Source organism: Shigella sonnei, assembly GCF_002950395.1.
Lineage (GTDB): Bacteria > Pseudomonadota > Gammaproteobacteria > Enterobacterales > Enterobacteriaceae > ECMA0423.
This window is the reverse complement of the sequence record NZ_CP026802.1, coordinates 1,585,904-1,612,234: the sequence shown is the minus strand read 5'-3', so window position 1 is coordinate 1,612,234 and position 26,331 is coordinate 1,585,904. Positions and strand designations below refer to the sequence as shown.

Genomic DNA, 26,331 nt, shown 5'->3' with positions numbered 1-26,331 from the left:
TTCACGGTGGATGTCGCAGAATTGTAACTAACCGGCAAAAGATGGATTGCGACCACCCTGGTGCGAAATTATAATAAAAAACAGTTCTGATTTTTATAAAACACTCGCAATGAGGTGATAAATGGCTAACGCAGATCTGGATAAACAGCCTGATTCTGTATCTTCCGTGCTAAAAGTTTTTGGCATTTTGCAGGCGCTGGGTGAAGAGCGCGAAATAGGGATAACCGAGCTGTCGCAGCGCGTCATGATGTCAAAAAGCACCGTTTATCGCTTTTTACAGACCATGAAAACCTTAGGTTATGTGGCGCAGGAAGGGGAGTCGGAGAAATATTCCCTGACCCTGAAATTGTTTGAACTGGGCGCTCGCGCGTTACAAAACGTCGATTTAATTCGTAGCGCAGATATCCAGATGCGTGAGATCTCCCGCCTGACCAAAGAAACTATCCACCTCGGCGCACTGGACGAAGACAGTATTGTTTACATTCACAAAATTGACTCTATGTACAATTTGCGCATGTATTCACGGATTGGGCGTCGTAATCCGCTGTACAGCACCGCGATTGGTAAGGTACTGCTGGCATGGCGCGATCTCGATGAAGTGAAGCAAATTCTTGAGGGCGTGGAGTATAAACGCAGTACCGAGCGGACCATCACCAGTACAGAAGCGTTATTACCCGTTCTGGACCAGGTGCGCGAGCAGGGGTATGGCGAAGATAACGAAGAGCAGGAAGAAGGGCTGCGATGCATTGCGGTACCGGTATTTGATCGCTTTGGCGTGGTCATTGCCGGTTTGAGCATCTCCTTCCCGACGTTGCGTTTCTCTGAAGAGCGTTTACAGGAATATGTCGCAATGTTGCATACCGCAGCGCGCAAAATTTCTGCCCAAATGGGTTATCACGACTATCCGTTCTGATGAGAGTAAGAACCTGTCGGAATATCAAACAGACAGGTTCTTTATTTAGCATGAGAAAAATAAAGTTGAAGGTGCGTTATATTAAACGCGCTTGCTATAAGAATATTTTACTCATGAGTGAGAATCTGGTTGTTTATTACCCTTAACCATTATCGACCACGATATTGCTTTTACGTAACAGTGGGCAATCTGTTATCCCCAAGAAACCACTTTTAGTGTGCAAGTATTGTACCGTGCTGGTGCCTCTGGCAGTCAGATAGGTACATTGCAAACCTAATCCTGCGGCATTCTCTTTGCTTCCAATCAAAACGCCATATCCGCTGAGTAATAATCCTATCCATACCAGTGCTATCAGCATAACTGTGCGAATGATGAATCGCATTACAACCTCTTCTCTTTTTATGTTCGCTTAATCGTAGCGGCAATATGCGCTGAAGCAAGCTACTCATTCCGAAAAAGCACGAATATCGACATAGTTAGGCGCTGTTTAACTAACGCATGCTAGTTTAATGACATAAGGTAGGTGAAGCGGAGATTGGAGTGAAAAAGTTTCGATGGGTCGTTCTGGTTGTCGTGGTGTTGGCTTGCTTGCTGCTTTGGGCGCAGGTATTCAACATGATGTGCGATCAGGATGTACAATTTTTCAGCGGAATTTGTGCCATTAACCAGTTTATCCCGTGGTGATATCATTTTTTCAGCACTAGATTTTCTTCCTCTCCAGCAGTGGTAGAATAGCGCCTCTACTCAGAGGTGGTGAAATGAACGAAGTTGTAAATTCAGGCGTGATGAACATTGCGTCTTTGGTTGTATCGGTGGTGGTTCTTCTTATCGGGCTCATCTTGTGGTTTTTTATCAATCGTGCCAGTTCACGGACTAACGAACAGATTGAACTGCTTGAGGCGTTGCTGGATCAGCAAAAACGTCAAAATGCACTGTTACGTCGTTTGTGCGAAGCAAACGAACCAGAGAAAGCAGATAAAAAGACCATTGAGAGTCAAAAATCGGTTGATGACGAAGATATTATTCGCCTGGTCGCCGAACGATAATCCTTCCTCAATCTTGAGTAACCCCGTCGTTGAAGGGTTACTCAATTCATCCTGATTATACGCACTGTCATGGTGCAACTGCTTCAAATTAAAACTCTGGTCTGACTTCAAATAATTATCATATTATTTATTTGCGTAACGGGATATCAGAAAAAGATATTTTCCTCATTAATTTATTAGGATGTTTACATCGGATTTGTGATTAAGCGTGGTATTATTTATTAGCGAAACGTTTCTCTCTTGATTTTTTTGCTCATTCATCAATTTTTCTTATTTTAAATTTTCAATCCCTTTGGGGATTGACTTCTCTTTAGGGTAATTGATAGCCGTTAACCGACTGTTTTATGAGAAAAAGTGATATAACTTTTTATTCATTGCATAGCAAAAAATGTGATATTGCACGCACTATGTAATAACTTCTCCCACTGGCCTGGAACAACTGAACTTATTGAACTATGTTAGAAAATACGCCAGTTTAAGTATCTGCCTGAACTGGCAAGGTTAAGCACAATGATATATCGGCGCGTATTCCGTTGCATAAGTGTGCAAAAAAAGTGGAAGACGTATCGAGATTTGTGCGTCTGATCGAGACATGTTTAAAAATGGCTTGCCATAATTAACGTTGTATGTGATAACAGATTTCGGGTTAAACGAGGTACAGTTCTGTTTATGTGTGGCATTTTCAGTAAAGAAGTCCTGAGTAAACACGTTGACGTTGAATACCGCTTCTCTGCCGAGCCTTATATTGGTGCCTCATGCAGTAATGTGTCAGTTTTATCTATGTTATGCCTGCGGGCGAAGAAAACAATCTAAGGAATTTTTCAAATGGCAAAGATTAAAGGTCAGGTTAAGTGGTTCAACGAGTCTAAAGGTTTTGGCTTCATTACTCCGGCTGATGGCAGCAAAGACGTGTTCGTACACTTCTCCGCTATCCAGGGTAATGGCTTCAAAACTCTGGCTGAAGGTCAGAACGTTGAGTTCGAAATTCAGGACGGCCAGAAAGGTCCGGCAGCTGTTAACGTAACAGCTATCTGATCGAATCCACTGATCTGAAGTGTGAATACGCTTCAATCTCGCTATAAAGCCTCGTCGAATGCGAGGCTTTTTACTATGCTTTATCTTCGCTCCTGGCGTTCGGATATTTGCCCGCCGCGTGATTCGCGTTACACTTGCGGCCTTTAGTATCCTGCCGGAGTTGTCATGTCTTTTTCCTGTCCACTTTGCCATCAGCCTCTTTCGCGTGAAAAAAACAGCTATATCTGTCCCCAGCGACATCAGTTTGATATGGCGAAAGAAGGGTATGTCAATCTGCTGTCCGTTCAGCATAAACGGTCTCGTGATCCGGGCGACAGCGCGGAAATGATGCAAGCACGCCGCGCATTCTTAGATGCCGGACATTATCAGCCGCTGCGTGATGCAATTGTCGCCCAACTGAGGGAACGGCTTGATGATAAGGCCACGGCGGTGCTGGATATTGGCTGTGGTGAAGGGTATTACACACACGCATTTGCCGATGCGTTGCCCGAAATCACCACGTTTGGTCTGGATGTTTCGAAGGTAGCGATAAAAGCGGCGGCGAAACGCTATCCGCAGGTCACTTTTTGTGTCGCTTCCAGCCACCGTTTGCCGTTTTCCGATACCAGTATGGACGCCATAATACGTATTTACGCGCCGTGTAAAGCAGAAGAATTAGCACGAGTAGTGAAGCCCGGCGGCTGGGTCATTACTGCCACGCCGGGACCGCGACATTTGATGGAGCTGAAGGGGCTGATTTACAATGAAGTACATCTTCATGCACCTCATGCAGAACAACTGGAAGGTTTTACATTACAGCAGAGTGCGGAGTTGTGTTATCCGATGCGTCTTCGCGGTGATGAAGCCGTCGCATTATTGCAGATGACGCCGTTTACCTGGCGTGCGAAGCCAGAAGTCTGGCAAACACTGGCAGCAAAAGAAGTGTTCGACTGCCAGACGGACTTTAATATTCACCTCTGGCAGCGTTCTTATTAACCGTGGAAGTGCGTCCAGAGGATCTGGACGCCGATGCCGATCAGTACCAGCCCGCCGAGAATTTCCGCTTTTTTCCCAATAATTGAGCCGATAAAGCGACCAACCATCATCCCTAATGTTGACATAATCAAGGTTGCACAACCAATGGCCAATGCGGTCGCGATAATGTTGACCTGCAGGAAAGCAAGACCAACACCCACAGCCATGGCATCCAGGCTGGTGGCAATCGCGGTGGTTACCAGTAGCCAGAAACCGTGTCGACGGCGCGGCTCTTCATCTTCATCATCTGCGCCACGAAAACCCTCAATAATCATTCGCCCGCCGAGGAATATCAGCAGCACAAACGCAATCCAGTGGTTCCATTCAAGGACAAACCGGCTGGCTAACATGCCCATTCCCCAGCCGATCAGCGGCGTCAGGGTTTCGACGGCACCAAAAATAAGGCCGGTTCGCAATGCTTCAGAAAATTTCGGTTTATGGAGGGTGGCACCTTTACCGATTGATGCAGCAAATGCATCCATCGACATACCAAACGCAAGAAGAACAGTAGCAGTGATATTCATGACAATGTCCTGACCGGGGTATCCATAAAACACATCATCGCCCCCAGCAAACATGCATACATGAACAACAAGCCGTGATGGTTTTCGCGTTCATGCAGGCATAGCGATTGATGTGCATATGGTCTCGCCTGACTGAAAGTATTCAGTCCGTACGTGCCACGTTTTGCAACGAGTATGTTGACACGTACATTTCCGGAATCTGGAAATCGGCTACTCCCCAAATGAGGGCGCAACCTTAACATATTTTGAGAATATAAAACAACTGTTGGAATATATTATTTCATTGCTTTATTGATAACGATTTTCATTTGGATTTATATATCAATGAAACGTTAAAATAAATAACAAATAAGGGAAGAGGTAATATAGCCTAAGCTATGTCTGATTATTAAAAATACACTAAACATAGCTTTGGCTAAATTCATAACTTATTGAGTTGAAACGAGAAGCTTATAAATTTTTTCCAGATCGTCGATATTTCGAACGCGGATTAACAGCCGACGCTGTTCTAATTGCATCACCAACACGCCATCTTCCGACAAGTTCATCGCTTTGATTCGGCTATATTCAATCCAGACATTGGCGAAGAAAAAACCTTTTTGTTTAAAGATGATCTTCGGAACGCGGATCCAGAATATATAAAAACCCATCAGAGCCAGTGCGCTTAATAACCATGTCGTTATTAACGCACCATGATTCGTGACGTTGTTATAGATAAGAATGACAATCAATCCGACGAAGATAACGCTATCGATGCGACCACGCCGGAGCAAAGGAATTGCCAGCAGGGTGGGGCCGTTACGGCGGGGCATGATGAACTGATCGTAGATCGCGAAGGCCAGGAGTGCGGCGATGAAAAGAATCAGTACCAGGTCCGTGATTGTCATTAATCCTCCAGATAAAAAAACGGGGCCAAAAGGCCCCGGTAGTGTACAACAGTCTTACAGTCCCAGCAGGCCGCAAGCGTAACCAGCGATACCGATGACGAAGAAGCCAACGATGATCCACAGCGGGTTAACTTTTTTGCGCAGTAGCCACATACAAGCAAAGGTCAGCAGCAGTGGTACCAGGCCTGGCATTAACTGGTCCAGAATAGTCTGGACAGTAGTAACGTGTTCTTTGCCCGTCTGGTCAGTAATGCGAGAGACAACCAGCGGGATGTTGACATGTGTCCACTTGTTAACCAATGCCCCCATGACAAACAGGCCGAGGATAGACGCCCCTTCCGTCAGTTTTTGCAGGAAGCCACCACCCATATCTTTAACGATATCGATACCTTTGGAGTAACCATACGCTACGCCGTAGTAACGGGTTGCCAGACGCACCAGGTTAAACAGGATGAAGAACAGCAGCGGACCTAACAGGCTGCCGCTCATCGCGATACCGGCACCCAGTGCTGCAAATACCGGACGTACGGTTCCCCAGAAGATCGGGTCGCCTACACCAGCCAGCGGCCCCATCAAACCGACTTTGATACCGTTGATAGCACCGTCGTCGATCTCTGCGCCATTAGCACGCTGTTCTTCCAGCGCCAGGGTTACGCCGAGAATCGGCGCAGCCACGAACGGCTGGGTGTTAAAGAACTCCAGGTGACGGCGAATAGCTTGTTTACGAGCTTCGTTGTTCTCAGGGTAGAGGCGACGAATTGCCGGTACCATAGAGAAGCAGAAACCCAGTGCCTGCATACGTTCGAAGTTCCATGAACCCTGGAAGAGGTTAGAACGCAGGAAGACGCCACGAATATCACTTTGAGTGAGTTTTTTCTCGGTGGTAGTTTGAGTTGTATCAACCATTTCGCTCACCTGTTAGTCCAGTTCGTTATCGAGATCGTTGTTACCAGCTGCCTGAGCAGGCGCACCGGCTACGCGGTTGTATTTCGGGCTAAGTTGGATGTAGAGCACTGCCATAACAGTACCAATCACACCCAGAGCAACCAGGTTAAAGTTGGTGAATGCTGCGGTTACGAAGCCGAGGTAGAAGAACGGCATCAGGTAGCCAGCACGCATCATGTTGATAACCATCGCATAACCAACCACCACGATCATGCCACCGGCGATATTCAGACCATTGGTCACCACTTCCGGAATCGCATTCAGCATGTTCTGTACTTCGCTGGTACCAACAGACAGCGCAACGATGACGGCCGGAATAGCCACACGCATTGCTTGCAGGAACAGAGAAGAAACGTGGATCCAGGAAATCGCTGTCAGGTTGCCGTTATCAGCAGCCTTATCCGCAGCGTGCTGGAAAGCAACGGTAATAGTACGAACGATGATGGTCAGTACCTGGCCCGCAGCGGCCAGAGGGATTGCCAGTGCGATACCTGCACCAATGCTCTGATGACCTGCGATAACCAGAATGGTAGAAATGATAGAAGCCAGAGCGGCGTCAGGCGCAACTGCAGCACCGATGTTCATCCAGCCCAGCGCGATCATTTCCAGCGTACCACCGATAATAATACCGGTTTTCATATCCCCAAGAACGATACCCACCAGGGTACACGCGATTAGCGGACGGTGAAACTGAAATTCATCGAGGATTGATCCCATACCTGCGATACAGGCTACGATAAATACCAGCACAATTTGAAGAGTGGTAATCTCCATTGTACTTCTCCTGTTTACGTAAGACTTAAGTGTGAAAACTGAGTGATAATCAACACAATACGTTACTTATCGATTTTGCTGATCAGATCCATCATTTTCAGTTTCGGATCGGTGGAAACCTTACGGACTTCCAGCTCAATACCGCGCGCATTCAGTTTCTTGAACGCCTCAATATCTTTTTCATCAACCGAAACCGCGTTATTCACCTGGGTTTTACCCTGACGGAATGCCATACCACCGACGTTAACAGAGGTGATTTTCACGCCGCCTTCAACGAGACGCTCTACATCTGTTGGGTTGGTAAATAACAGCATTACGCGTTCGCCAGCATATTTCGGGTTGTTGTAGACGCGAATCATTTTGGCAACATCAACTACGTGTGCTGTTACGCCCGGAGGTGCAACCTGGGTGAGCAGTGTCTTACGAACGGTATCCGCAGCCACTTCATCACTAACAACAATAATACGGGAGACATTGGTTTCTTTGGTCCAGCGGGTGGCGACCTGACCGTGAATCAGACGGTCGTCGATACGCGCAAGGCCAATAACCATGTAGTCGTTTGGCCCCATTGGTTTTGCCGGAGTTGGAGCCGCTTTTGGTGCTGCGGCAGCGGGTGCTGGCGCGGCTTTTTCAACCGGTTTGGCTTTCAGTGCTTTCACGCCTTCACGGCCTGTTTCTACTGCCAGCGCAACCAGTTCATCAAAGCTTGGGTCATCATCACGAGCCATTAACGTTTCCACGAGCATTGGAATGTTAACGCCTGCAATGACTTCATAATGCTCTTTGTCGACGACAATGCGGCTGGCAGCATTGAACGGGCTGCCTCCCCATGTATCAACGAGAAACAGCACGCCTTTAGTGGTGTCGAGTTTTGCCAACTGAGCGTTGTACTTTTCAATCAGCGTTTCGGCATTTTCACCTGGAACGAAATCGATCCAGCCGACGTTTTCCTGCTCGCCTAACAGCATTTCTGCCGTTTTAAGCAACTGCTCTGCAGCCCAACCATGTGTGCCTATAACAATAGCAATGGTCACTTGCTACCTCCTTTATTATCGTTAACACCTCAACGTGCCAGATGTATTTTTGAATCGTCGTCCACAATCGAATCGATTCAGATAAGGGCTACAACCAAAAACCCCTGCGTTTCGCGATTTATTTTAGATATCGAAAAAATTATTTTATGTGATGAAGATCCGTAATTTAACTTTCGATTAGCAGAAATTTCGAAAGGTAAAATATCCTTGTCACATTCGTTTGCAAAGGAAGGTAAATCTTTGCCAAATCAGAGGCGTCTCTGATATGTTTAACTCCCGTTTAACAACCATGGAGTATAGGGCAGTAGCCCGCAGTATGGATCGTCACCGACGTCATTTCAGCATCAGGCCTTTTAACGCCTGCCTTTCTGGCACTCTATGCCGCACCTTTCGTTTGCATTTTGTCGTTACGCCTGCATTATTTCTGGCGTCGAATAGCTATTCCTTAAGCAGGAGCTTGTCATGGAATTCTTAATGGACCCCTCAATTTGGGCGGGGCTACTCACGCTTGTTGTTCTCGAAATTGTGCTGGGTATCGATAACCTGGTCTTCATCGCCATTCTTGCTGACAAACTGCCGCCAAAACAACGCGATAAAGCGCGTTTGCTGGGGTTATCACTGGCGCTGATTATGCGTCTGGGGCTGCTGTCGCTGATTTCATGGATGGTCACGCTGACCAAACCGCTATTTACCGTCATGGATTTCTCCTTCTCCGGACGCGACCTGATTATGTTGTTCGGGGGGATATTCTTGCTGTTCAAAGCAACAACCGAACTGCATGAACGGCTGGAAAACCGCGATCATGATTCCGGCCACGGTAAAGGCTACGCCAGTTTCTGGGTGGTCGTCACACAGATTGTCATCCTTGACGCCGTCTTCTCGTTGGATGCGGTAATTACTGCAGTAGGGATGGTTAACCATCTGCCGGTGATGATGGCGGCGGTAGTGATTGCGATGGCGGTTATGTTGCTGGCATCCAAACCGCTGACGCGATTCGTTAACCAGCACCCCACGGTGGTGGTGCTCTGTCTGAGCTTCCTGTTAATGATTGGTCTGAGTCTGGTGGCAGAAGGTTTCGGTTTCCACATTCCGAAAGGTTACCTGTATGCCGCGATTGGCTTCTCGATCATCATCGAAGTGTTTAACCAGATTGCGCGTCGCAACTTTATTCGCCACCAGTCGACTTTGCCGCTGCGAGCGCGTACTGCCGATGCCATCCTGCGTTTGATGGGCGGGAAACGTCAGGCCAATGTTCAGCACGATGCCGATAACCCGATGCCGATGCCGATCCCGGAAGGTGCATTTGCCGAAGAAGAACGTTACATGATTAACGGCGTACTGACGCTTGCGTCGCGTTCTCTGCGCGGGATCATGACGCCGCGCGGTGAAATAAGCTGGGTTGACGCTAATCTCGGGGTCGATGAAATCCGCGAGCAACTGCTCTCTTCACCGCACAGTCTGTTCCCGGTATGTCGCGGTGAACTGGATGAAATCATCGGTATTGTACGTGCTAAAGAACTGCTGGTGGCGCTGGAAGAGGGCGTTGATGTGGCGGCGATTGCTTCGGCGTCTCCGGCGATTATCGTCCCGGAAACCCTCGATCCGATCAACCTGTTGGGCGTGCTGCGTCGTGCTCGCGGGAGCTTTGTTATCGTGACCAACGAGTTTGGTGTGGTACAAGGTCTGGTCACGCCGCTGGATGTGCTGGAAGCCATTGCGGGTGAATTCCCGGACGCTGACGAAACGCCGGAAATCATTACTGATGGTGACGGCTGGCTGGTAAAAGGCGGTACAGATTTGCATGCCTTGCAGCAGGCGCTTGATGTTGAGCACCTTGCCGATGACGATGATATCGCGACGGTCGCGGGCCTCGTGATCTCGGCAAATGGTCACATTCCCCGTGTGGGCGATGTGATTGATGTAGGGCCACTGCATATCACCATCATTGAAGCCAATGATTATCGTGTTGATCTGGTTCGCATTGTTAAAGAGCAACCGGCGCACGATGAAGATGAGTAAGCATTAACGTAACGGCATAATGGGCGTGATATGTCCATTATGCCGGGCGGGCGGCGGTTGGCTGCCCGCCAGCCATTTGGGAAAATCACGTAGCGGCATCGGCTGTGCGTACAAATACCCTTGCAAAATATGCACGCCATGACGGCGCAAATACTTCGCCTGTTCTTGCGTTTCCACGCCCTCCGCCACCAGTTCAATATTCAGTCTTTGCCCCAGCGCGATGATGATATCGGTCACCGTCGAGTTAACCGCGTCAGAACCTATAGCTGCGGTAAATGACTTATCAATTTTCAGCATGTCAGGACGTAATGTTTCAAGCCAGGAAAATGAACTGTTGCCGGTGCCGAAGTCATCAATCGCCAGTTTGACGTTTTTACGATGTAGCTCGCGGGCAATCCGATAATCAACATCCAGTAAGGCATCGCGTTCGGTGATTTCGAGGATCAGTTGCTGAATCGGGTGAGCGCTAAACCAGTACTGATTGAGATCTTTTATCAGCACACCACGGCGAAAATGGCTGGGTGCGACGTTAATGCCAACATGAAACTGACTACTCATCGGGAAAACATGGCGCTGACGAATGGTTTCTGCCATCACATAGCGGGTCAGTGGCACAATTAAATGATGTTCTTCCGCGATAGGAATAAACACATCCGGTGAAATCCAGCCCTGACGCGGATTGTTCCAGCGCAGCAAAATCTCTACACCAATACATTGCTGGCTGCGCGCATTAAGCAAAGGCTGACAGAACAATTCGAACTCATGTTGCGCCAGGCCCAGATTGATTTCGCGGGAAAAGCTCATCCGGTAAGCGGTCGCCAGCCAGGCGATGTAGCCCACCAGTAAACTTAGCAGCACCGCCAGCGGTAATTGTGTTGGAAGATAGTGCCATGCCAGCGCCGTAGCCCCCGGACCATTAACGTTAATGGTAAAAGGAAAGCGTTGCGAAGAAACCTGATAGTTTTCATTGTCTTCAGGTTGCGGAAGGGAATCTACCAGCCCATTACCATAGAGCAAATGCCGTTTGTCCACCGTCAGGCTGGCGCTACTGATTTGCGGCAGTTGTGGCTCAAGGAGCATTGCCGTCAGTAAGTCGATGTTAATCATCTCCATGACCCCAGCATTGCTACTGCCCGCTGCAGGCGTCCATTGAATCAAAACCGGACTGCCTTTAATCAGGGCACGGTCGATCGTCAGGCGTAAAAGTGGTTGCGGTGCAGGAAGTTCAGCCAGAATGTCCACGACGGGCACATTGCGATAACCAAAAATGCTGGAGCAATAGAGTGTTCCGTCTTGCACCAGGCCAATGGATCGCACAGTTTGGAGTTTTGCCGCCTGTTTACGTAATGGCAAATGGGCGACAGAGCAGGGCAGACCAATCAGCGGAAGCAAGACTTCGCTACCTGCCTGTAGGGGAAGCAGTACTTTATCTAATTCCTCTACAGCGTGATTGGCGAATTGTACTACCCGTTGTTGATTTAAGTTACGCTGTGAAATAAATCGCACGCTCAGGGTCGAAGCGAGCGTAACGAGTGCGCAAATCGTACAAACAATCATTCGATTACGGCGATAGGTTTTAATGATCCGTTGTGCTTTTTGCATGCGGGCCACCCTGTAAGCGTATGGCGACAAACGCCTGACGCAACAGTGGAAGTGTAGTGGGGAATATTACAGCAGACGAGAAAGCGGGTATAAATTCGCCCATCCGTTGCAGATGGGCGAGTAAGAAGTATTAGTCACACTGGACTTTGATTGCCAGACCACCGCGTGAGGTTTCGCGGTATTTGGCGTTCATGTCCTTACCAGTTTCGTACATCGTTTCGATGACCTTATCCAGCGAGACGCGCGGTGCACTGGTGCGGCGCAGAGCCATCCGTGCGGCGTTAATCGCCTTCACAGAGGCAATGGCATTACGCTCAATGCACGGCACCTGAACCTGCCCTGCAACCGGGTCGCAGGTTAAACCAAGGTTGTGTTCCATGCCAATTTCCGCCGCCACGCAAACCTGTTCCGGGCTACCGCCCAGCAGTTCTGCAAGACCCGCAGCAGCCATTGAACAGGCAACACCCACTTCGCCCTGGCAACCAACTTCCGCACCGGAAATAGAGGCGTTCATTTTATACAATGCACCAATCGCGCCCGCTGCCATAAAGTAACGGGTATAGATGTCCGGGCTGACCGATTCAATAAAGTGGTCATAGTAAGCCAGCACTGCCGGAACGATACCGCAGGCACCGTTGGTTGGCGCAGTTACCACACGACCACCGGCGGCGTTTTCTTCGTTAACTGCCAGCGCAAACATGTTTACCCAGTCAATGACATTCATCGGATCGTTAGACAGTTTATCGCTGGAAACTAACATCCGGCGCAGGGCAGACGCACGACGTGGCACGCGCAGCGGGCCTGGCAGTACACCTTCGGTGTTCATCCCGCGATCGATACATGCCTGCATGGTTTGCCAGACATGCGCGAAATACTCGTCGATCTCTTTCTTGCTGTGCAGCGCCAGTTCGTTCTGCATAGCGAGACCAGACAGCGAATAGCCGGTTTCATTACAGTACGCGAGCAGTTCGGTGGCAGATTTGAACGGATACGGCACGCTCACTTCGTTGGCAGCATCCTGACCAAAGTGTTCTTCATCGACGATAAAACCGCCGCCGATGGAATAATAAGTTTTGCTGTAGACGACTTCATCGCCGTTATAGGCGTGGATTTGCATACCGTTTTCATGCAGCGGCAGGTTGCCGTTATGAAAACGCATCCCGTTGTCGCGCGGGAAATCCACTTCATGCCGTCCCTGTGCCAGCAGCAGACGTTCGCGCTCTTCTACGTCGCGAATAAAACCGGGAATACTGTCGATATCCACGGTGGCAGGTTCGTTACCTGCAAGACCCATAATAATGGCGATATCGGTGTGGTGGCCTTTACCCGTCAGCGACAGTGAACCATAAACGTCCACGGCAACGCGAGTAACGCTATCCAGTAAGCCTTTTTCGACCAGATCATCGACGAACTGTTTACCTGCCTTCATAGGCCCTACGGTATGGGAAGATGAGGGACCAATCCCCACCTTAAACATGTCGAATAGACTAATCACGATAATACTCCTGACAAGGTGACTGGACTTCCAGTAACGAACTAATAACAGCGCATAGTGTAAGAGGGAACGCGGCGACTGGCTTAACTATTCACATGAATTAAACTAATCAAAAACCGCGATTTAACTAATATTGCGATGATTGTCTCAAGTAGTGTTTTGTAGATGTAAAGATAAGTATAGTCAGGGTTTCACACCAATTTGCAGCGCCAGCTCACGAATTATGCCTGCGGTCATTCCCCATACAAAATACTGTTCGTACCAGGACAGCCATACCCGATGTGAATCGCCACGGCGGTAGATATCTAAAGGGTGATAACGACCCAGATGTAATGCCTGGGCGAGCGGCATTTCAAACACCGCCGAGACTTCATCTTCACTGGCGCGATACGGCAGATCGGGCGGGATAATGCCGACCACTGGGGTTACCTGATAGCCAGTTACGCTATCGACGGGCGGCAGCACGCCGATAACTTCAACGGCGGAAGGCGGTATAGCGACCTCTTCTTCAGCTTCGCGCAGCGCGGCGGCGATAACTGATGCGTCCGTGTCATCGACTGCACCTCCAGGGAATGCCACTTGTCCAGCGTGTTTACGCAGATGAATTGAACGCTGAGTCAGCAACAACCCCGGTTGCGGTCGACGGACGATGGGGATTAACACGGCAGCCTGACGATGATTTAGGGTTTCCCGGTTAATTTGCGGGCGCAAAAGTTGAAAGCGCGATAAAAAATCATCAAGCATCAGGCTACGGTATTCCACGTCTTACTTCTCCAGTTGGCGTAATATCTTATTAACTTTATCAAAAGTTTCCTGATATTCCGCTTCTTCCTGGCTATCGGCGACAATTCCACCGCCCGCAGAGCAGTATATTTGTCCGTTAATGGCAGTCAGAGTGCGGATAGTAATGCTGGTATCCATGTTGCCGCAAAAGCTCAAATAGCCAATGCTGCCGCACCAGGCATTACGTCGCTGCGGTTCCAGTTCGTCGATAATTTCCATAGCCCGTACTTTCGGAGCCCCGGTTATTGAGCCACCAGGAAAAGCTGCGCGCAGCAGATCGCTGGCGTGTAACTGTTCTGGTAGTTGTGCCGTTATGGTGCTGACCAGATGATGCACGGCAGGGAAGGGTTCCACCACGAACAGCTCTGGTACTTTTACCGAACCTGCTACGGCAACACGACCGATATCATTACGCATTAAATCGACAATCATCAGATTTTCGGCACGATCTTTCGCTGAGTTCGCCAGTTTTTCTGCTTGTTTGCTATCTTCCTGAGGATCGGGCAGGCGTGGTAGCGTGCCTTTAATAGGGCGGGTCTGGATTTCACTATTATCACAAAGAATAAACCGCTCTGGCGAAAGGCTTAAAATTGCACCCTGTTCAAGACGTAAAAAAGCGCTAAATGGCGCGCGGTTGGCCTGATTAAGCTGAAGGAATGCCTGCCATTCATCGCCAGAATAGGTCGCATGAAAACGCTGGGCGAGATTTACCTGATAGCAATCACCGCTGTGCAGATATTCCTGTACCTGGCGAAATTTTTCGCCGTACTGCTCGCGGGTCATATTGGATTGCCAGTCGGAAGTAAGCGTGAAATCTTCCTGCGGCGAGAATTGCTGGCTTTCCAGCCAGGCCCGACGGGCATTGACATCATTATGACTCAGCAAAGAAACTGTATGACGCTGGTGGTCGACAATGAGCGCCCAATCGTAGATACCCACTGCCATATCCGGCAGAACGATATCTTGTTCCGCAATTTCTGGCAGTGACTCAAAACGGCGGCCCAGATCGTAGCCAAACAACCCCAGTGCGCCGCCCTGAAATGGCAAATCTTCGTTATGCGTTGGGCGAATGTCTGCGCGATCCAGCACCTGCTGGAGCACCTGTAGCGGGTCATCAGTGGTCGTTGTGCGTTTTTCGCTTTCACTAACAACGGTTTCTTTACCTAAAGTGGTTAAAGTGCAAATCGGATCGGCGACCACAATATCAAAGCGGCTATACGGATGATCGGCATAGCCGGAGTGTAAAAGCATCGCCCACGGCAGGTGGCTTAAGCGGGAGAAATAAAATTCAGCGGCGTCCTGACGCCAGGGTAAAGTAATCACAGCGGGAGATAACGTCTTCATCAGTCCTGACTCTACTGGCTATGTGCCGGGTAGCATGAAATAATTAGCGCCAACAATTTAGCAGGAGTTAACAATGTTTGCAGGTTTACCTTCACTCACCCATGAACAGCAGCAAAAAGCTGTCGAGCGGATCCAGGAACTGATGGCACAAGGGATGAGCAGCGGCCAGGCAATCGCGTTGGTGGCAGAAGAGCTGCGTGCCAACCATTCCGGCGAGCGAATCGTGGCGCGTTTTGAGGATGAAGACGAGTAACACACTAATCCGTATTGATTTCGTTATACAAGCCGATGATTATTTGATTGTGAGAAAAAGGACGCTTTTTATATGTGATTAAAAGCGTCCTGATCCATTTATGCTGATGTAAATTTTACTCAGACCAGTGCTTTTAGTTCTTCCTGCATATATGTTGAAAAGTATTCAGGATTTTTAATCACAGAGCGTTCACCTGACTCCATTTTTTTTGCCCATCCAACCATTTTTTCCGTAAACCCAGGGTTCCAGCCTTCCTGGTCAGCTCGCGCCGTAATATCAGCGGCACTCGCAGGTACTCCCAGTTCTTTTAAATATTTAAAGATTCCCTTCGCCGTGCTTTCATTCATCGAACTTGGTGTTGGCGCTGATACATCCATGGCACCAATGAAATCCAGGGCTTTATCTATTACAGCAGGCATATTCTTATCCTTAAAATTAACCATGTTATCGATAAGGCTATATATGACCTTAATTTGGGTAATGACTCCAACTTATTGATAGTGTTTTATGTTCAGATAATGCCCGATGACTTTGTCATGCAGCTCCACCGATTTTGAGAACGACAGCGACTTCCGTCCCAGCCGTGCCAGGTGCTGCCTCAGATTCAGGTTATGCCGCTCAATTCGCTGCGTATATCGCTTGCTGATTACGTGCAGCTTTCCCTTCAGGCGGGATTCATACAGCGGCCAGCCATCCGTCATCCATATCACCACGTCAAAGGGTGACAGCAGGCTCATAAGACGCCCCAGCGTCGCCATAGTGCGTTCACCGAATACGTGCGCAACAACCGTCTTCCGGAGACTGTCATACGCGTAAAACAGCCAGCGCTGGCGCGATTTAGCCCCGACATAGCCCCACTGTTCGTCCATTTCCGCGCAGACGATGACGTCACTGCCCGGCTGTATGCGCGAGGTTACCGACTGCGGCCTGAGTTTTTTAAGTGACGTAAAATCGTGTTGAGGCCAACGCCCATAATGCGTGCAGTTGCCCGGCATCCAACGCCATTCATGGCCATATCAATGATTTTCTGGTGCGTACCGGGTTGAGAAGCGGTGTAAGTGAACTGCAGTTGCCATGTTTTACGGCAGTGAGAGCAGAGATAGCGCTGATGTCCGGCAGTGCTTTTGCCGTTACGCACCACCCCGTCAGTAGCAGAACAGGAGGGACAGCTGATAGAAACAGAAGCCACTGGAGCACCTCAAAAACACCATCATACACTAAATCAGTAAGTTGGCAGCATCACCTTAATTTGCATCTAATATCAAAGGGATTATAACGATATGGCACGAGTTAACCTGTTGACATTCAGGTGTTTTAAAGGTAGCAGCTCATGGTGTGTTATCCAGTAAGAAGGAGAAAATTAACGGTCAGTCCGCACGCTATAACCAGATTGTTCAGCTAAGAAAGAAAACCAGAGTTGCTAATCAAAGGGCGAACACAACGGCATGGTTATGTTTATTTATATAGTTAGTTTTATAGATAAAATTGAAATTATAAATATAAATAATGAATTAGCAGAAGCATCAACAGTAATATCTTATTCTCTGGTCGATTTATGTAAAACCGACCAGTATTATCGATAAATTATCGTCTGACTTATTTTGCTTCGATAAAGCTTACACCGCAGCCACAATCTTAATTTCAACTTTATACTTCGGGTTCATCAAACCCGCTTGTACCGTGCAGCGCACTGGCGCATGACCCGCGACAACCCAGGCATCCCACGCTTTATTCATCGCCGCGAAGTCGTTTTTATCGGCCAGGAAAATGGTGGCATCCAGAATGCTCGATTTATTGCTGCCCTGTTTTTCCAGCACGGCGTCAATCTGTGCCAGCGTGTTGGCGGTTTGCTCAAAGGCATCGGCGTCGAGGTTTTCCGGTACACCAGTGTAGTAGAGCGTGTTGTTGTGGATTACTACATCAGACCAGCGGGCTTCAGCATCGATACGAACGATAGTCATCATTTTGTCCTCATTATACTTCCATTTTCGTGCTGCAAAGACTGCCACAATGTGAGGTTGCCGTCACCACTTCAACTGGCGAAAGCGCCCTCATCCTGACATAATCCCTGTTCAAATCAACAGGGGGTAGTGTGACGGACGATTTTGCACCAGACGGTCAGCTGGCGAAAGCGATACCAGGCTTTAAGCCGCGAGAACCACAGCGACAGATGGCGGTAGCCGTCACCCAGGCGATAGAAAAAGGCCAGCCGCTGGTGGTGGAAGCAGGAACCGGTACGGGCAAAACCTACGCTTACCTGGCTCCTGCGCTGCGGGCGAAAAAGAAAGTCATTATCTCGACCGGCTCAAAAGCGTTGCAGGATCAGCTCTACAGCCGCGATTTGCCAACAGTCTCAAAGGCATTGAAATATACGGGCAACGTGGCGCTGCTGAAAGGGCGCTCAAACTACCTCTGCCTCGAACGTCTCGAACAGCAGGCGCTGGCGGGGGGCGATCTGCCGGTACAAATCTTAAGCGATGTGATCCTGCTGCGCTCCTGGTCTAATCAAACAGTCGATGGTGATATCAGCACCTGCGTCAGCGTGGCGGAAGATTCACAGGCGTGGCCGCTGGTCACCAGCACCAACGACAACTGTCTTGGCAGCGACTGCCCGATGTATAAAGATTGCTTTGTGGTCAAAGCACGTAAAAAAGCGATGGACGCCGATGTGGTGGTGGTAAACCATCATCTCTTTCTGGCGGATATGGTGGTTAAAGAGAGTGGATTTGGCGAGTTGATCCCTGAAGCGGACGTCATGATCTTCGACGAAGCCCACCAGCTACCGGACATTGCCAGCCAGTATTTTGGTCAGTCACTCTCCAGTCGACAACTGCTCGACCTGGCAAAAGACATCACCATCGCCTACCGCACCGAATTAAAAGACACCCAGCAGTTACAAAAGTGCGCTGATCGTCTTGCCCAGAGTGCACAGGATTTTCGTCTGCAACTCGGTGAGCCAGGTTATCGCGGTAACCTGCGTGAGCTGTTAGCTAATCCGCAAATTCAGCGGGCATTTTTACTGCTCGATGACACCCTGGAACTTTGTTATGACGTGGCGAAACTGTCACTGGGGCGTTCCGCCTTGCTGGATGCGGCATTTGAGCGCGCCACGTTGTATCGCACACGGCTGAAGCGGCTAAAAGAGATCAATCAGCCGGGCTACAGCTACTGGTACGAATGCACTTCGCGCCATTTTACTCTGGCTCTCACGCCGCTCAGCGTGGCGGATAAATTCAAAGAGTTAATGGCGCAAAAGCCCGGTAGCTGGATCTTCACCTCAGCAACGCTGTCGGTGAACGACGATCTGCATCATTTCACCTCGCGGCTTGGGATAGAACAGGCGGAGTCGTTGCTATTGCCAAGCCCGTTTGATTACAGCCGCCAGGCGTTACTCTGTGTGCCGCGCAACCTGCCGCAAACCAATCAACCGGGTTGTGCACGGCAACTGGCGGCAATGCTGCGACCGATCATCGAAGCTAACAACGGTCGTTGTTTTATGCTTTGTACCTCGCATGCCATGATGCGCGATCTGGCCGAGCAGTTCCGCGCTACCATGACGCTTCCCGTTTTGTTGCAGGGGGAAACCAGCAAAGGGCAACTGTTGCAGCAATTTGTCAGCGCCGGTAACGCGCTTCTTGTGGCAACCAGTAGTTTCTGGGAAGGGGTGGACGTGCGTGGCGATACATTGTCATTGGTAATTATCGACAAATTGCCGTTTACCTCGCCGGATGATCTACTGTTAAAAGCGCGCATGGAAGATTGTCGTTTGCGCGGTGGCGACCCGTTCGATGAAGTGCAGCTGCCGGATGCGGTCATTACTCTCAAGCAGGGAGTAGGGCGACTGATTCGCGACGCCGACGATCGCGGCGTGCTGGTAATTTGTGACAATCGGCTGGTGATGCGTCCTTACGGCGCGACGTTTCTCGCCAGTCTGCCGCCCGCGCCACGCACCCGTGACATTGCCCGTGCGGTTCGTTTCCTTGCGATACCATCCTCCAGGTAATTTGTTACGGAGTATGGTATGATGCGCGCCTTTTTATTGATCTAAGCACGAAGACCCATGCGAATTCTGGCTATCGATACCGCGACAGAGGTCTGCTCTGTCGCTCTGTGGAACGACGGTAATGTCAACGCTCATTTTGAGCTTTGCCCTCGTGAACATACTCAACGAATCTTACCGATGGTGCAGGATATCCTGACCACCAGCGGAACTTCCCTGACTGACATAAACGCTCTGGCTTACGGGCGCGGCCCCGGTAGCTTTACTGGCGTGCGCATTGGTATTGGTATTGCGCAAGGGCTGGCGCTTGGCGCGGAGTTACCGATGATTGGTGTCTCTACGCTAATGACGATGGCGCAGGGGGCGTGGCGCAAAAACGGCGCAACCCGCGTGCTGGCAGCCATTGACGCGCGAATGGGCGAAGTTTACTGGGCCGAATATCAGCGTGATGAAAACGGTATCTGGCGCGGTGAAGAAACCGAAGCCGTACTCAAACCCGAACTCGTTCATGAACGAATGCAACAGCTTTCCGGCGAATGGGTAACGGTAGGGACGGGCTGGCAAGCCTGGCCGGATCTCCGTAAAGAGAGCGGGCTGGTTTTGCGCGACGGAGAAGTTTTACTGCCAGCGGCGGAAGATATGCTGCCGATTGCGTGTCAGATGTTTGCCGAGGGTAAAACGGTGGCGGTGGAACATGCCGAACCGGTTTATTTACGTAACAACGTCGCATGGAAGAAACTTCCGGGCAAAGAATGAATCTTAAGAGTATGCCCTGAGAAAAAAAGGAGTCGCATCATGGCGGTTCAAAAGAATGTTATCAAAGGCATACTGGCAGGTACGTTTGCGCTAATGCTGAGCGGTTGTGTCACTGTGCCGGACGCCATTAAAGGCAGCAGTCCAACACCACAGCAAGATCTGGTACGCGTGATGAATGCGCCAGATTTATATGTTGGTCAGGAGGCGCGCTTTGGCGGCAAAGTGGTTGTGGTACAAAACCAGCAAGGGAAAACCCGCCTGGAAATTGCTACCGTACCGCTGGACAGCGGAGCAAGACCAACCTTGGGAGAACCTTCACGCGGGCGCATTTATGCCGATGTGAACGGTTTTCTTGATCCGGTCGATTTTCGTGGACAACTGGTGACGGTTGTCGGGCCAATCACTGGCACAGTGGATGGCAAAGTAAATAATGCACCATATAAATTTATGGTTATGCAGGTAACAGGTTACAAACGCTGGCATATCACTCAACAGGTGATTATGCCGCCGCAGCCAATTGATCCATGGTTTTATGGTGGACGCGGCTGGCCCTATGGTTACGGCGGATGGGGTTGGTATAATCCTGGCCCTGCAAGAGTTGAAACAATTGTAACCGAGTAACAAGTTGTTTTTAAAGAAAAAGAAACAGCGGCTGGTCCGCTGTTTCTGCGTTCATACGGCAACTATAAAAATAAATAGTGACGCGCTTCGCAACCTTTTCGTTGTCTAATTATCAAGCTGGTAAGATGAGTTAATGTTATGTTAACAACATGTTTATCACTTGGGGTTGCGATGACGACGAACACGCATTTTAGAGGTGAAGAATTGAAGAAGGTTTGGCTTAACCGTTATCCCGCGGATGTTCCGACGGAGATCAACCCTGACCGTTATCAATCTCTGATAGATATGTTTGAGCAGTCGGTCGTCCGCTACGCCGATCAGCCTGCGTTTGTGAATATGGGGGAGGTAATGACCTTCCGCAAGCTGGAAGAACGCAGTCGCGCGTTTGCCGCTTATTTGCAACAAGGGTTGGGGCTGAAGAAAGGCGATCGCGTTGCGTTGATGATGCCTAATTTATTGCAATATCCGGTGGCGCTGTTTGGCATTTTGCGTGCCGGGATGATCGTCGTAAACGTTAACCCGTTGTATACCCCGCGTGAGCTTGAGCATCAGCTTAACGATAGCGGCGCATCGGCGATTGTTATCGTGTCTAACTTTGCTCACACACTGGAAAAAGTGGTTGATAAAACCGCCGTTCAGCACGTAATTCTGACCCGTATGGGCGATCAGCTATCTACGGCAAAAGGCACGGTAGTCAATTTCGTTGTTAAATACATCAAGCGTTTGGTGCCGAAATACCATCTGCCAGATGCCATTTCATTTCGTAGCGCACTGCATAACGGCTACCGGATGCAGTACGTCAAACCCGAACTGGTGCCGGAAGATTTAGCCTTCCTGCAATACACCGGCGGCACCACAGGTGTGGCGAAAGGCGCGATGCTGACTCACCGCAATATGCTGGCGAACCTGGAACAGGTCAACGCCACCTATGGGCCGTTGCTGCATCCAGGTAAAGAACTGGTAGTAACGGCACTGCCGCTGTATCACATTTTTGCCCTGACCATTAACTGCCTGCTGTTTATCGAACTGGGTGGGCAGAACCTGCTTATCACTAACCCGCGCGATATTCCAGGGTTGGTAAAAGAGTTAGCGAAATATCCGTTTACCGCTATCACTGGCGTTAACACCTTGTTCAATGCGTTGCTGAACAATAAAGAGTTCCAGCAGCTGGATTTCTCCAGTCTGCATCTTTCCGCAGGCGGTGGGATGCCAGTGCAGCAAGTGGTGGCAGAGCGTTGGGTGAAACTGACAGGACAGTATCTGCTGGAAGGCTATGGTCTTACCGAGTGTGCGCCGCTGGTCAGCGTTAACCCATATGATATTGATTATCATAGTGGTAGCATCGGTTTGCCGGTGCCGTCGACGGAAGCCAAACTGGTGGATGACGACGATAATGAAGTACCACCGGGTCAACCGGGTGAGCTTTGTGTCAAAGGACCGCAGGTGATGCTGGGTTACTGGCAGCGTCCCGATGCTACCGATGAGATCATCAAAAATGGCTGGTTACACACCGGCGACATCGCGGTGATGGATGAAGAAGGGTTCCTGCGCATTGTCGATCGTAAAAAAGACATGATTCTGGTTTCCGGTTTTAACGTCTATCCCAACGAGATTGAAGATGTCGTCATGCAGCATCCTGGCGTACAGGAAGTCGCGGCTGTTGGCGTACCTTCCGGCTCCAGTGGTGAAGCGGTGAAAATCTTCGTAGTGAAAAAAGATCCATCGCTTACCGAAGAGTCACTGGTGACCTTTTGCTGCCGTCAGCTCACGGGCTACAAAGTACCGAAGCTGGTGGAGTTTCGTGATGAGTTACCGAAATCTAACGTCGGAAAAATTTTGCGACGAGAATTACGTGACGAAGCGCGCGGCAAAGTGGACAATAAAGCCTGAGCGTTAAGTCAGTCGTCAGACGCCGGTTAATCCGGCGTTTTTTTTGACGCCCACTAAAGAGAATACAATTTGAATTACCAAATGATTACCACGGACGATGCGCTGGCTTCTTTGTGTGAAGCCGTCCGTGTCTTTCCGGCGATAGCCCAGGATACTGAATTTGTTCGTACGCGCACTTATTACCCGCAGCTGGGGTTGATTCAACTTTTCGATGGTGAGCATCTGGCGCTAATTGATCCTCTCGGGATCACCGACTGGTCACCGCTGAAAGCGATCCTGCGCGATCCGTCCATCACAAAATTTCTCCATGCAGGCAGTGAAGATCTGGAAGTGTTCCTCAATGTCTTTGGCGAATTACCACAACCCCTGATTGACACGCAAATCCTTGCTGCCTTCTGCGGACGCCCGATGTCATGGGGTTTCGCTTCCATGGTGGAAGAGTATTCCGGCGTTACGCTGGACAAGAGTGAATCGCGCACCGACTGGCTGGCCAGACCGCTGACCGAACGTCAGTGTGAATACGCAGCGGCGGATGTCTGGTATCTGTTACCGATCACCGCCAAGCTTATGGTAGAAACGGAGGCCTCCGGCTGGCTACCTGCGGCGCTGGATGAATGCCGCCTGATGCAAATGCGTCGTCAGGAAGTCGTTGCGCCGGAAGATGCCTGGCGTGATATCACCAATGCCTGGCAATTACGCACACGCCAACTGGCCTGTCTGCAACTGTTAGCCGACTGGCGACTGCGCAAGGCTCGTGAGCGTGATCTGGCGGTGAACTTTGTCGTGCGTGAAGAGCATTTGTGGTCGGTCGCGCGTTATATGCCGGGAAGTTTAGGCGAACTGGACAGCCTGGGTTTATCCGGTAGCGAAATCCGCTTTCACGGTAAAACGCTGCTGGCGCTGGTGGAAAAAGCGCAGACATTGCCGGAAGAGGCCTTACCGCAGCCGATGCTTAACCTGATGGACATGCCGGGTTATCGTAAAGCGTTTAAAGCGATTAAGTCGCTGATTACTGACGTGAGCGAAACGCATAAGATCAGCGCCGAATTGCTGGCATCGCGTCGGCAAATCAACCAACTGCTGAACTGGCACTGGAAACTGAAACCGCAGAACAATTTGCCGGAGCTGATTTCCGGCTGGCGTGGTGAGCTGATGGCGGAAGCATTACACAATTTATTGCAGGAATATCCGCAGTAAAATCTTCCGAAGCCGGACTGGGCGCGCTCAGCGCCACATCCGGCTTTGGCAAACTACAAATCCAACACCAGGCGTTTACCCTTCGCACGCGAACAACAGATCAACATACTTTGCTGGCTGGCACGCTCTTCATCGCTAAAATACTGATCCCGATGGTCAGCTTCACCTTCCAGTATTGCTGTTTCGCAGGTTCCGCATACCCCTTCACGACATAAACATTCCACTTTCGCGGCTTTATTATTTTCAATAACCTGCAAAATAGTCATCTCTTCCGGCACCACAAACTCTTTTCCGGAACGGGCAAGCACCAGGGTAAAGGCATCGCCGGTTTTGTCTTCGATAGCAAATTGCTCAAAGTGCAGCGTATCGGCGGCGATGTCCAGACGCGCAGCTTCACTTCTTACCGCTTCATTTAGCGCCTCGGGGCCACAGGTATAAACGTGTGTGCCAGGTTCGATATCCGCCAATAATCGCGCTAATTCCAGTCGTGTTCCGGTTGATGAATGATGCAAATGGACTTTCTCAGCCTGCGGATGCTGGACTAGCTCATCACGAAATGCGCAACTTTCTGGATTTCGCGAGCAGTAATGTAGCTGCCAGTCGACGTCGCTGTGTTGCAACTCTGCCATGTGCGACAGGAAAGGGGTGATACTAATACCGCCCGCGATAAACAGATGCTTTCTGGCTGAGGGAATTAGCGCAAACAGGTTATTAGGCGTTGAAATCGTTAACCGATCGCCCACTTTTACCTGCTGATGCAAAAAGCGGGAACCGCCGCGCGAGTTTTCCTCCAGCCGAACGGCAATCTGATAACAAGAGGTGTCATGCGGCGAACTCAGTAGTGAATACGCATTGCTGTACTGGTTATCACCATCGCTCATCTGCACAATGATGTGACTTCCTCCGGTGAACGCAGGCAGCGGTTTGCCATCGGTTGCCACCAGCGTGAAGCGTTTCACCTGTTCGGTAAGCGGTTCCACCTGACTCACCTGTACTTCAAACATTTGATAGTCTGACATTGCTGTACTCCATCAAAAATCAGCCCAGCGGCGGAAAATACCGCCGCCGATGTCATTAGTCCTTAAACACCTGCGCCAGCAGATTATGGAAATGGGCGATACCATGTTCGGAAATGCCACTACCGCTACTGTCGGCCATGATGCGCCCCTGACCACGATAGCCACGCGATTTCAGCCCTTTCTGTACGCTTTCAACCAGACGTAAATCTTCCGGACGGAACACATCGCGATACCACTCAATCAGCGATTTTTGCTCGTCGGTTAACTCTTCATTGGTGAAGTAAATATCGTAGTTTTGCAGGGTAGTTTCAGAATCCACCGGGAATTCATAAATGACCGTCATCATCCCTTTGATCGGGGTGACGTTCAGCATCGTGCACGGCCACAGCCAGAAACCGTGGAATGCCGCATCCGTACCCTCTTCAAATTTAAACGACTGTTCGGACGGTTTGGCGAAACCGTATTGCAGCGTCCAGTTACCGTGCATGGTGTGCCAGTAGCGATCAACCTGTACGGAGTCGGAGAAACCTGGATGCGCCGGACCACAGTGATAGCACTCGAGATAGTTATCGACAATGTTCTTCCAGTTGGCAGGCGTGCGGGTGGTAAAGCGGGCCGCCAGTTTCAGATCGTGGACTTCCGGGCAGGCTTCCAGCACTTTCGCGCCCAGACCGGGTAACTGATCTTCTACGCTGGTGGCGTTGGGGTCCATGTTGATGAAGACGAATCCGGCATATTCTTCCAGACGCACCGGAACCAGTTGCGCTTTGTCGCTATCGAAATTGGCGACGTTTTCGCAGTTACGTGCATGGGCCAGATTGCCATCGAGTTTGAATGCCCATGCGTGATATGGGCAGGTAATCACATTTTTTGCTTTTCCTTCACCGCTCAACAACTGATGACCACGGTGCGGACACACGTTATAGAACGCGCGCAAAACCTTATCACGACCGCGTACCAGCACGATGCTTTCGCCAATGATCTCACGCGTCACATAATCATTGGCATTCGCCAGTTCGCTGCTGTGAGCGACGCAAATCCAGCTTTTGGCGAAGACGTTCTCTTTTTCGTGTTCAAACGCGTTCTGATCGGTATAAAAACGGGCAGGAATGGTCCACGCCTCTTGCGGGTTAGCGCAAAAATTTTCGGGTAGTACAAAGTCAGGGCTCAGATTGCTCAT

The 26,331-nt window shown here is 49.9% G+C and carries 29 protein-coding genes; 14 read left to right on the top strand and 15 right to left on the bottom strand.

Annotation, left to right across the window (positions count from 1 at the left end; genetic code table 11):
- Positions 1 to 121 precede the first annotated feature (121 nt).
- Complete coding sequence (gene kdgR, locus C1P89_RS08610) at positions 122 to 913, top strand: DNA-binding transcriptional regulator KdgR (RefSeq protein WP_001262174.1); 792 nt, start codon at positions 122 to 124, stop codon at positions 911 to 913.
- Positions 914 to 1,055: 142 nt separating this feature from the next.
- Here kdgR and C1P89_RS08605 read toward each other — a convergent pair whose 3' ends face one another.
- The gene (locus C1P89_RS08605; protein WP_001211011.1) at positions 1,056 to 1,295 is read right to left on the bottom strand and encodes a YobH family protein; all 240 of its coding nucleotides are present in this window, start codon (positions 1,293 to 1,295) and stop codon (positions 1,056 to 1,058) included.
- 158 nt (positions 1,296 to 1,453) lie between these two features.
- Here C1P89_RS08605 and mgrB point away from each other — a divergent pair, with 158 nt between their 5' ends.
- The 5 genes from mgrB to rlmA all read left to right on the top strand — a co-directional run bounded on the left by mgrB (position 1,454) and on the right by rlmA (position 3,969).
- Complete coding sequence (gene mgrB / locus C1P89_RS08600; RefSeq protein WP_000714550.1) at positions 1,454 to 1,597, top strand: PhoP/PhoQ regulatory lipoprotein MgrB; 144 nt, start codon at positions 1,454 to 1,456, stop codon at positions 1,595 to 1,597.
- Positions 1,598 to 1,671: 74 nt separating this feature from the next.
- Positions 1,672 to 1,959: a YebO family protein gene (locus tag C1P89_RS08595; protein WP_001006860.1), complete on the top strand. Its 288-nt coding sequence runs from the start codon at positions 1,672 to 1,674 to the stop codon at positions 1,957 to 1,959.
- Between the two features lie 669 nt (positions 1,960 to 2,628).
- The gene (locus C1P89_RS08590) at positions 2,629 to 2,772 is read left to right on the top strand and encodes a DUF2627 domain-containing protein (RefSeq protein WP_001295496.1); all 144 of its coding nucleotides are present in this window, start codon (positions 2,629 to 2,631) and stop codon (positions 2,770 to 2,772) included.
- Positions 2,773 to 2,784: 12 nt separating this feature from the next.
- The gene (cspE, locus tag C1P89_RS08585; RefSeq protein ID WP_001062678.1) at positions 2,785 to 2,994 is read left to right on the top strand and encodes a transcription antiterminator/RNA stability regulator CspE; all 210 of its coding nucleotides are present in this window, start codon (positions 2,785 to 2,787) and stop codon (positions 2,992 to 2,994) included.
- 165 nt (positions 2,995 to 3,159) lie between these two features.
- Positions 3,160 to 3,969: a 23S rRNA (guanine(745)-N(1))-methyltransferase gene (rlmA, locus tag C1P89_RS08580; protein ID WP_000010143.1), complete on the top strand. Its 810-nt coding sequence runs from the start codon at positions 3,160 to 3,162 to the stop codon at positions 3,967 to 3,969.
- On the opposite strand, the gene mntP is transcribed toward rlmA, so the two are convergent.
- From mntP to manX, 5 genes are all read right to left on the bottom strand, one after another.
- Complete coding sequence (mntP, locus tag C1P89_RS08575; protein WP_001296134.1) at positions 3,966 to 4,532, bottom strand: manganese efflux pump MntP; 567 nt, start codon at positions 4,530 to 4,532, stop codon at positions 3,966 to 3,968. The genes rlmA and mntP overlap by 4 nt on opposite strands.
- A 428-nt stretch (positions 4,533 to 4,960) precedes the next feature.
- On the bottom strand, positions 4,961 to 5,419 hold the full coding sequence (locus C1P89_RS08570) for a DUF986 family protein (RefSeq protein ID WP_000156255.1): 459 nt from the start codon (positions 5,417 to 5,419) through the stop codon (positions 4,961 to 4,963).
- 54 nt (positions 5,420 to 5,473) lie between these two features.
- A complete protein-coding gene (gene manZ / locus C1P89_RS08565) occupies positions 5,474 to 6,325 on the bottom strand; it encodes a PTS mannose transporter subunit IID (RefSeq protein WP_000228655.1) in 852 nt (283 codons plus the stop codon).
- Positions 6,326 to 6,337: 12 nt separating this feature from the next.
- Positions 6,338 to 7,138 carry a PTS mannose transporter subunit IIC gene (gene manY, locus C1P89_RS08560; RefSeq protein ID WP_000406926.1) on the bottom strand — a complete coding sequence of 267 codons (801 nt, stop codon included), beginning with the start codon at positions 7,136 to 7,138 and terminating at the stop codon, positions 6,338 to 6,340.
- A 62-nt stretch (positions 7,139 to 7,200) separates the two neighbouring features.
- Positions 7,201 to 8,172: a PTS mannose transporter subunit IIAB gene (manX, locus tag C1P89_RS08555; RefSeq protein ID WP_000150543.1), complete on the bottom strand. Its 972-nt coding sequence runs from the start codon at positions 8,170 to 8,172 to the stop codon at positions 7,201 to 7,203.
- A gap of 316 nt (positions 8,173 to 8,488) precedes the next feature.
- Here manX and C1P89_RS26250 point away from each other — a divergent pair, with 316 nt between their 5' ends.
- Both C1P89_RS26250 and yoaE read left to right on the top strand, forming a co-directional pair.
- On the top strand, positions 8,489 to 8,647 hold the full coding sequence (locus tag C1P89_RS26250) for a protein YoaL (protein WP_001327808.1): 159 nt from the start codon (positions 8,489 to 8,491) through the stop codon (positions 8,645 to 8,647).
- Positions 8,635 to 10,191, top strand: coding sequence for a CNNM family cation transport protein YoaE (gene yoaE / locus C1P89_RS08550; protein ID WP_000394983.1), 1,557 nt, complete (start codon positions 8,635 to 8,637; stop codon positions 10,189 to 10,191). The genes C1P89_RS26250 and yoaE overlap by 13 nt, the downstream gene beginning before the upstream one ends.
- A gap of 3 nt (positions 10,192 to 10,194) precedes the next feature.
- On the opposite strand, the gene C1P89_RS08545 is transcribed toward yoaE, so the two are convergent.
- The 4 genes from C1P89_RS08545 to pabB all read right to left on the bottom strand — a co-directional run bounded on the left by C1P89_RS08545 (position 10,195) and on the right by pabB (position 15,415).
- Positions 10,195 to 11,793: an EAL domain-containing protein gene (locus tag C1P89_RS08545; RefSeq protein WP_005138590.1), complete on the bottom strand. Its 1,599-nt coding sequence runs from the start codon at positions 11,791 to 11,793 to the stop codon at positions 10,195 to 10,197.
- Between the two features lie 130 nt (positions 11,794 to 11,923).
- On the bottom strand, positions 11,924 to 13,288 hold the full coding sequence (gene sdaA / locus C1P89_RS08540) for an L-serine ammonia-lyase (RefSeq protein WP_000624298.1): 1,365 nt from the start codon (positions 13,286 to 13,288) through the stop codon (positions 11,924 to 11,926).
- Between the two features lie 183 nt (positions 13,289 to 13,471).
- Entirely contained in the window at positions 13,472 to 14,050 is a 579-nt protein-coding gene (locus C1P89_RS08535) for a CoA pyrophosphatase (RefSeq protein WP_000456706.1), read from the bottom strand.
- 3 nt (positions 14,051 to 14,053) lie between these two features.
- On the bottom strand, positions 14,054 to 15,415 hold the full coding sequence (gene pabB / locus C1P89_RS08530) for an aminodeoxychorismate synthase component 1 (RefSeq protein ID WP_000854984.1): 1,362 nt from the start codon (positions 15,413 to 15,415) through the stop codon (positions 14,054 to 14,056).
- A gap of 73 nt (positions 15,416 to 15,488) precedes the next feature.
- Here pabB and C1P89_RS08525 point away from each other — a divergent pair, with 73 nt between their 5' ends.
- Positions 15,489 to 15,668 carry a YoaH family protein gene (locus C1P89_RS08525; protein WP_000457334.1) on the top strand — a complete coding sequence of 60 codons (180 nt, stop codon included), beginning with the start codon at positions 15,489 to 15,491 and terminating at the stop codon, positions 15,666 to 15,668.
- 119 nt (positions 15,669 to 15,787) lie between these two features.
- Here C1P89_RS08525 and C1P89_RS08520 read toward each other — a convergent pair whose 3' ends face one another.
- The 3 genes from C1P89_RS08520 to C1P89_RS08510 form a co-directional block, all read right to left on the bottom strand.
- Positions 15,788 to 16,087, bottom strand: a complete 300-nt coding sequence (locus tag C1P89_RS08520) for a DUF1889 family protein (RefSeq protein ID WP_001111990.1) — start codon at positions 16,085 to 16,087, stop codon at positions 15,788 to 15,790.
- A gap of 72 nt (positions 16,088 to 16,159) precedes the next feature.
- Positions 16,160 to 16,857 (bottom strand): IS1-like element IS1A family transposase gene (locus tag C1P89_RS08515; RefSeq protein ID WP_094096600.1). Its coding sequence is split into 2 segments (ribosomal slippage): positions 16,160 to 16,608 and positions 16,608 to 16,857, totalling 699 coding nucleotides; the frame shifts between segments, so codons are not numbered across the junction.
- A 427-nt stretch (positions 16,858 to 17,284) separates the two neighbouring features.
- Positions 17,285 to 17,629 carry a RidA family protein gene (locus tag C1P89_RS08510; RefSeq protein ID WP_001295493.1) on the bottom strand — a complete coding sequence of 115 codons (345 nt, stop codon included), beginning with the start codon at positions 17,627 to 17,629 and terminating at the stop codon, positions 17,285 to 17,287.
- A 131-nt stretch (positions 17,630 to 17,760) separates the two neighbouring features.
- Here C1P89_RS08510 and yoaA point away from each other — a divergent pair, with 131 nt between their 5' ends.
- The 5 genes from yoaA (at position 17,761) to rnd (ending at position 24,132) form a co-directional block, all read left to right on the top strand.
- Positions 17,761 to 19,671, top strand: coding sequence for a DNA repair helicase YoaA (gene yoaA, locus C1P89_RS08505; RefSeq protein ID WP_000128844.1), 1,911 nt, complete (start codon positions 17,761 to 17,763; stop codon positions 19,669 to 19,671).
- A 57-nt stretch (positions 19,672 to 19,728) separates the two neighbouring features.
- The gene (gene tsaB, locus C1P89_RS08500; RefSeq protein WP_001221020.1) at positions 19,729 to 20,424 is read left to right on the top strand and encodes a tRNA (adenosine(37)-N6)-threonylcarbamoyltransferase complex dimerization subunit type 1 TsaB; all 696 of its coding nucleotides are present in this window, start codon (positions 19,729 to 19,731) and stop codon (positions 20,422 to 20,424) included.
- A 39-nt stretch (positions 20,425 to 20,463) separates the two neighbouring features.
- Positions 20,464 to 21,045: a Slp family lipoprotein YeaY gene (gene yeaY / locus C1P89_RS08495; protein ID WP_000290561.1), complete on the top strand. Its 582-nt coding sequence runs from the start codon at positions 20,464 to 20,466 to the stop codon at positions 21,043 to 21,045.
- 204 nt (positions 21,046 to 21,249) lie between these two features.
- Positions 21,250 to 22,935 carry a long-chain-fatty-acid--CoA ligase FadD gene (gene fadD, locus C1P89_RS08490; RefSeq protein WP_005142335.1) on the top strand — a complete coding sequence of 562 codons (1,686 nt, stop codon included), beginning with the start codon at positions 21,250 to 21,252 and terminating at the stop codon, positions 22,933 to 22,935.
- Between the two features lie 81 nt (positions 22,936 to 23,016).
- Positions 23,017 to 24,132, top strand: a complete 1,116-nt coding sequence (gene rnd, locus C1P89_RS08485) for a ribonuclease D (protein ID WP_005138604.1) — start codon at positions 23,017 to 23,019, stop codon at positions 24,130 to 24,132.
- 53 nt (positions 24,133 to 24,185) lie between these two features.
- Here the strand turns inward: rnd and yeaX are convergent, their stop codons facing one another.
- Both yeaX and yeaW read right to left on the bottom strand, forming a co-directional pair.
- Positions 24,186 to 25,151, bottom strand: a complete 966-nt coding sequence (gene yeaX / locus C1P89_RS08480) for a carnitine monooxygenase reductase subunit YeaX (protein ID WP_001287008.1) — start codon at positions 25,149 to 25,151, stop codon at positions 24,186 to 24,188.
- A gap of 55 nt (positions 25,152 to 25,206) precedes the next feature.
- Positions 25,207 to 26,331 carry a carnitine monooxygenase, oxygenase subunit YeaW gene (yeaW, locus tag C1P89_RS08475; RefSeq protein WP_000067822.1) on the bottom strand — a complete coding sequence of 375 codons (1,125 nt, stop codon included), beginning with the start codon at positions 26,329 to 26,331 and terminating at the stop codon, positions 25,207 to 25,209.

Coding starts and splice junctions, on each gene's coding strand:
- kdgR (WP_001262174.1), top strand. CDS start 122: ATGGCTAACGCAGATCTGGATAAACAGCCTGATTCTGTATCTTCCGTG.
- C1P89_RS08605 (WP_001211011.1), bottom strand. CDS start 1,295: ATGCGATTCATCATTCGCACAGTTATGCTGATAGCACTGGTATGGATA.
- C1P89_RS08595 (WP_001006860.1), top strand. CDS start 1,672: ATGAACGAAGTTGTAAATTCAGGCGTGATGAACATTGCGTCTTTGGTT.
- C1P89_RS08590 (WP_001295496.1), top strand. CDS start 2,629: ATGTGTGGCATTTTCAGTAAAGAAGTCCTGAGTAAACACGTTGACGTT.
- cspE (WP_001062678.1), top strand. CDS start 2,785: ATGGCAAAGATTAAAGGTCAGGTTAAGTGGTTCAACGAGTCTAAAGGT.
- rlmA (WP_000010143.1), top strand. CDS start 3,160: ATGTCTTTTTCCTGTCCACTTTGCCATCAGCCTCTTTCGCGTGAAAAA.
- mntP (WP_001296134.1), bottom strand. CDS start 4,532: ATGAATATCACTGCTACTGTTCTTCTTGCGTTTGGTATGTCGATGGAT.
- C1P89_RS08570 (WP_000156255.1), bottom strand. CDS start 5,419: ATGACAATCACGGACCTGGTACTGATTCTTTTCATCGCCGCACTCCTG.
- manZ (WP_000228655.1), bottom strand. CDS start 6,325: ATGGTTGATACAACTCAAACTACCACCGAGAAAAAACTCACTCAAAGT.
- manY (WP_000406926.1), bottom strand. CDS start 7,138: ATGGAGATTACCACTCTTCAAATTGTGCTGGTATTTATCGTAGCCTGT.
- C1P89_RS26250 (WP_001327808.1), top strand. CDS start 8,489: ATGGATCGTCACCGACGTCATTTCAGCATCAGGCCTTTTAACGCCTGC.
- yoaE (WP_000394983.1), top strand. CDS start 8,635: ATGGAATTCTTAATGGACCCCTCAATTTGGGCGGGGCTACTCACGCTT.
- C1P89_RS08545 (WP_005138590.1), bottom strand. CDS start 11,793: ATGCAAAAAGCACAACGGATCATTAAAACCTATCGCCGTAATCGAATG.
- pabB (WP_000854984.1), bottom strand. CDS start 15,415: ATGAAGACGTTATCTCCCGCTGTGATTACTTTACCCTGGCGTCAGGAC.
- C1P89_RS08525 (WP_000457334.1), top strand. CDS start 15,489: ATGTTTGCAGGTTTACCTTCACTCACCCATGAACAGCAGCAAAAAGCT.
- C1P89_RS08520 (WP_001111990.1), bottom strand. CDS start 16,087: ATGCCTGCTGTAATAGATAAAGCCCTGGATTTCATTGGTGCCATGGAT.
- C1P89_RS08510 (WP_001295493.1), bottom strand. CDS start 17,629: ATGACTATCGTTCGTATCGATGCTGAAGCCCGCTGGTCTGATGTAGTA.
- tsaB (WP_001221020.1), top strand. CDS start 19,729: ATGCGAATTCTGGCTATCGATACCGCGACAGAGGTCTGCTCTGTCGCT.
- yeaY (WP_000290561.1), top strand. CDS start 20,464: ATGGCGGTTCAAAAGAATGTTATCAAAGGCATACTGGCAGGTACGTTT.
- rnd (WP_005138604.1), top strand. CDS start 23,017: ATGATTACCACGGACGATGCGCTGGCTTCTTTGTGTGAAGCCGTCCGT.
- yeaX (WP_001287008.1), bottom strand. CDS start 25,151: ATGTCAGACTATCAAATGTTTGAAGTACAGGTGAGTCAGGTGGAACCG.
- yeaW (WP_000067822.1), bottom strand. CDS start 26,331: ATGAGCAATCTGAGCCCTGACTTTGTACTACCCGAAAATTTTTGCGCT.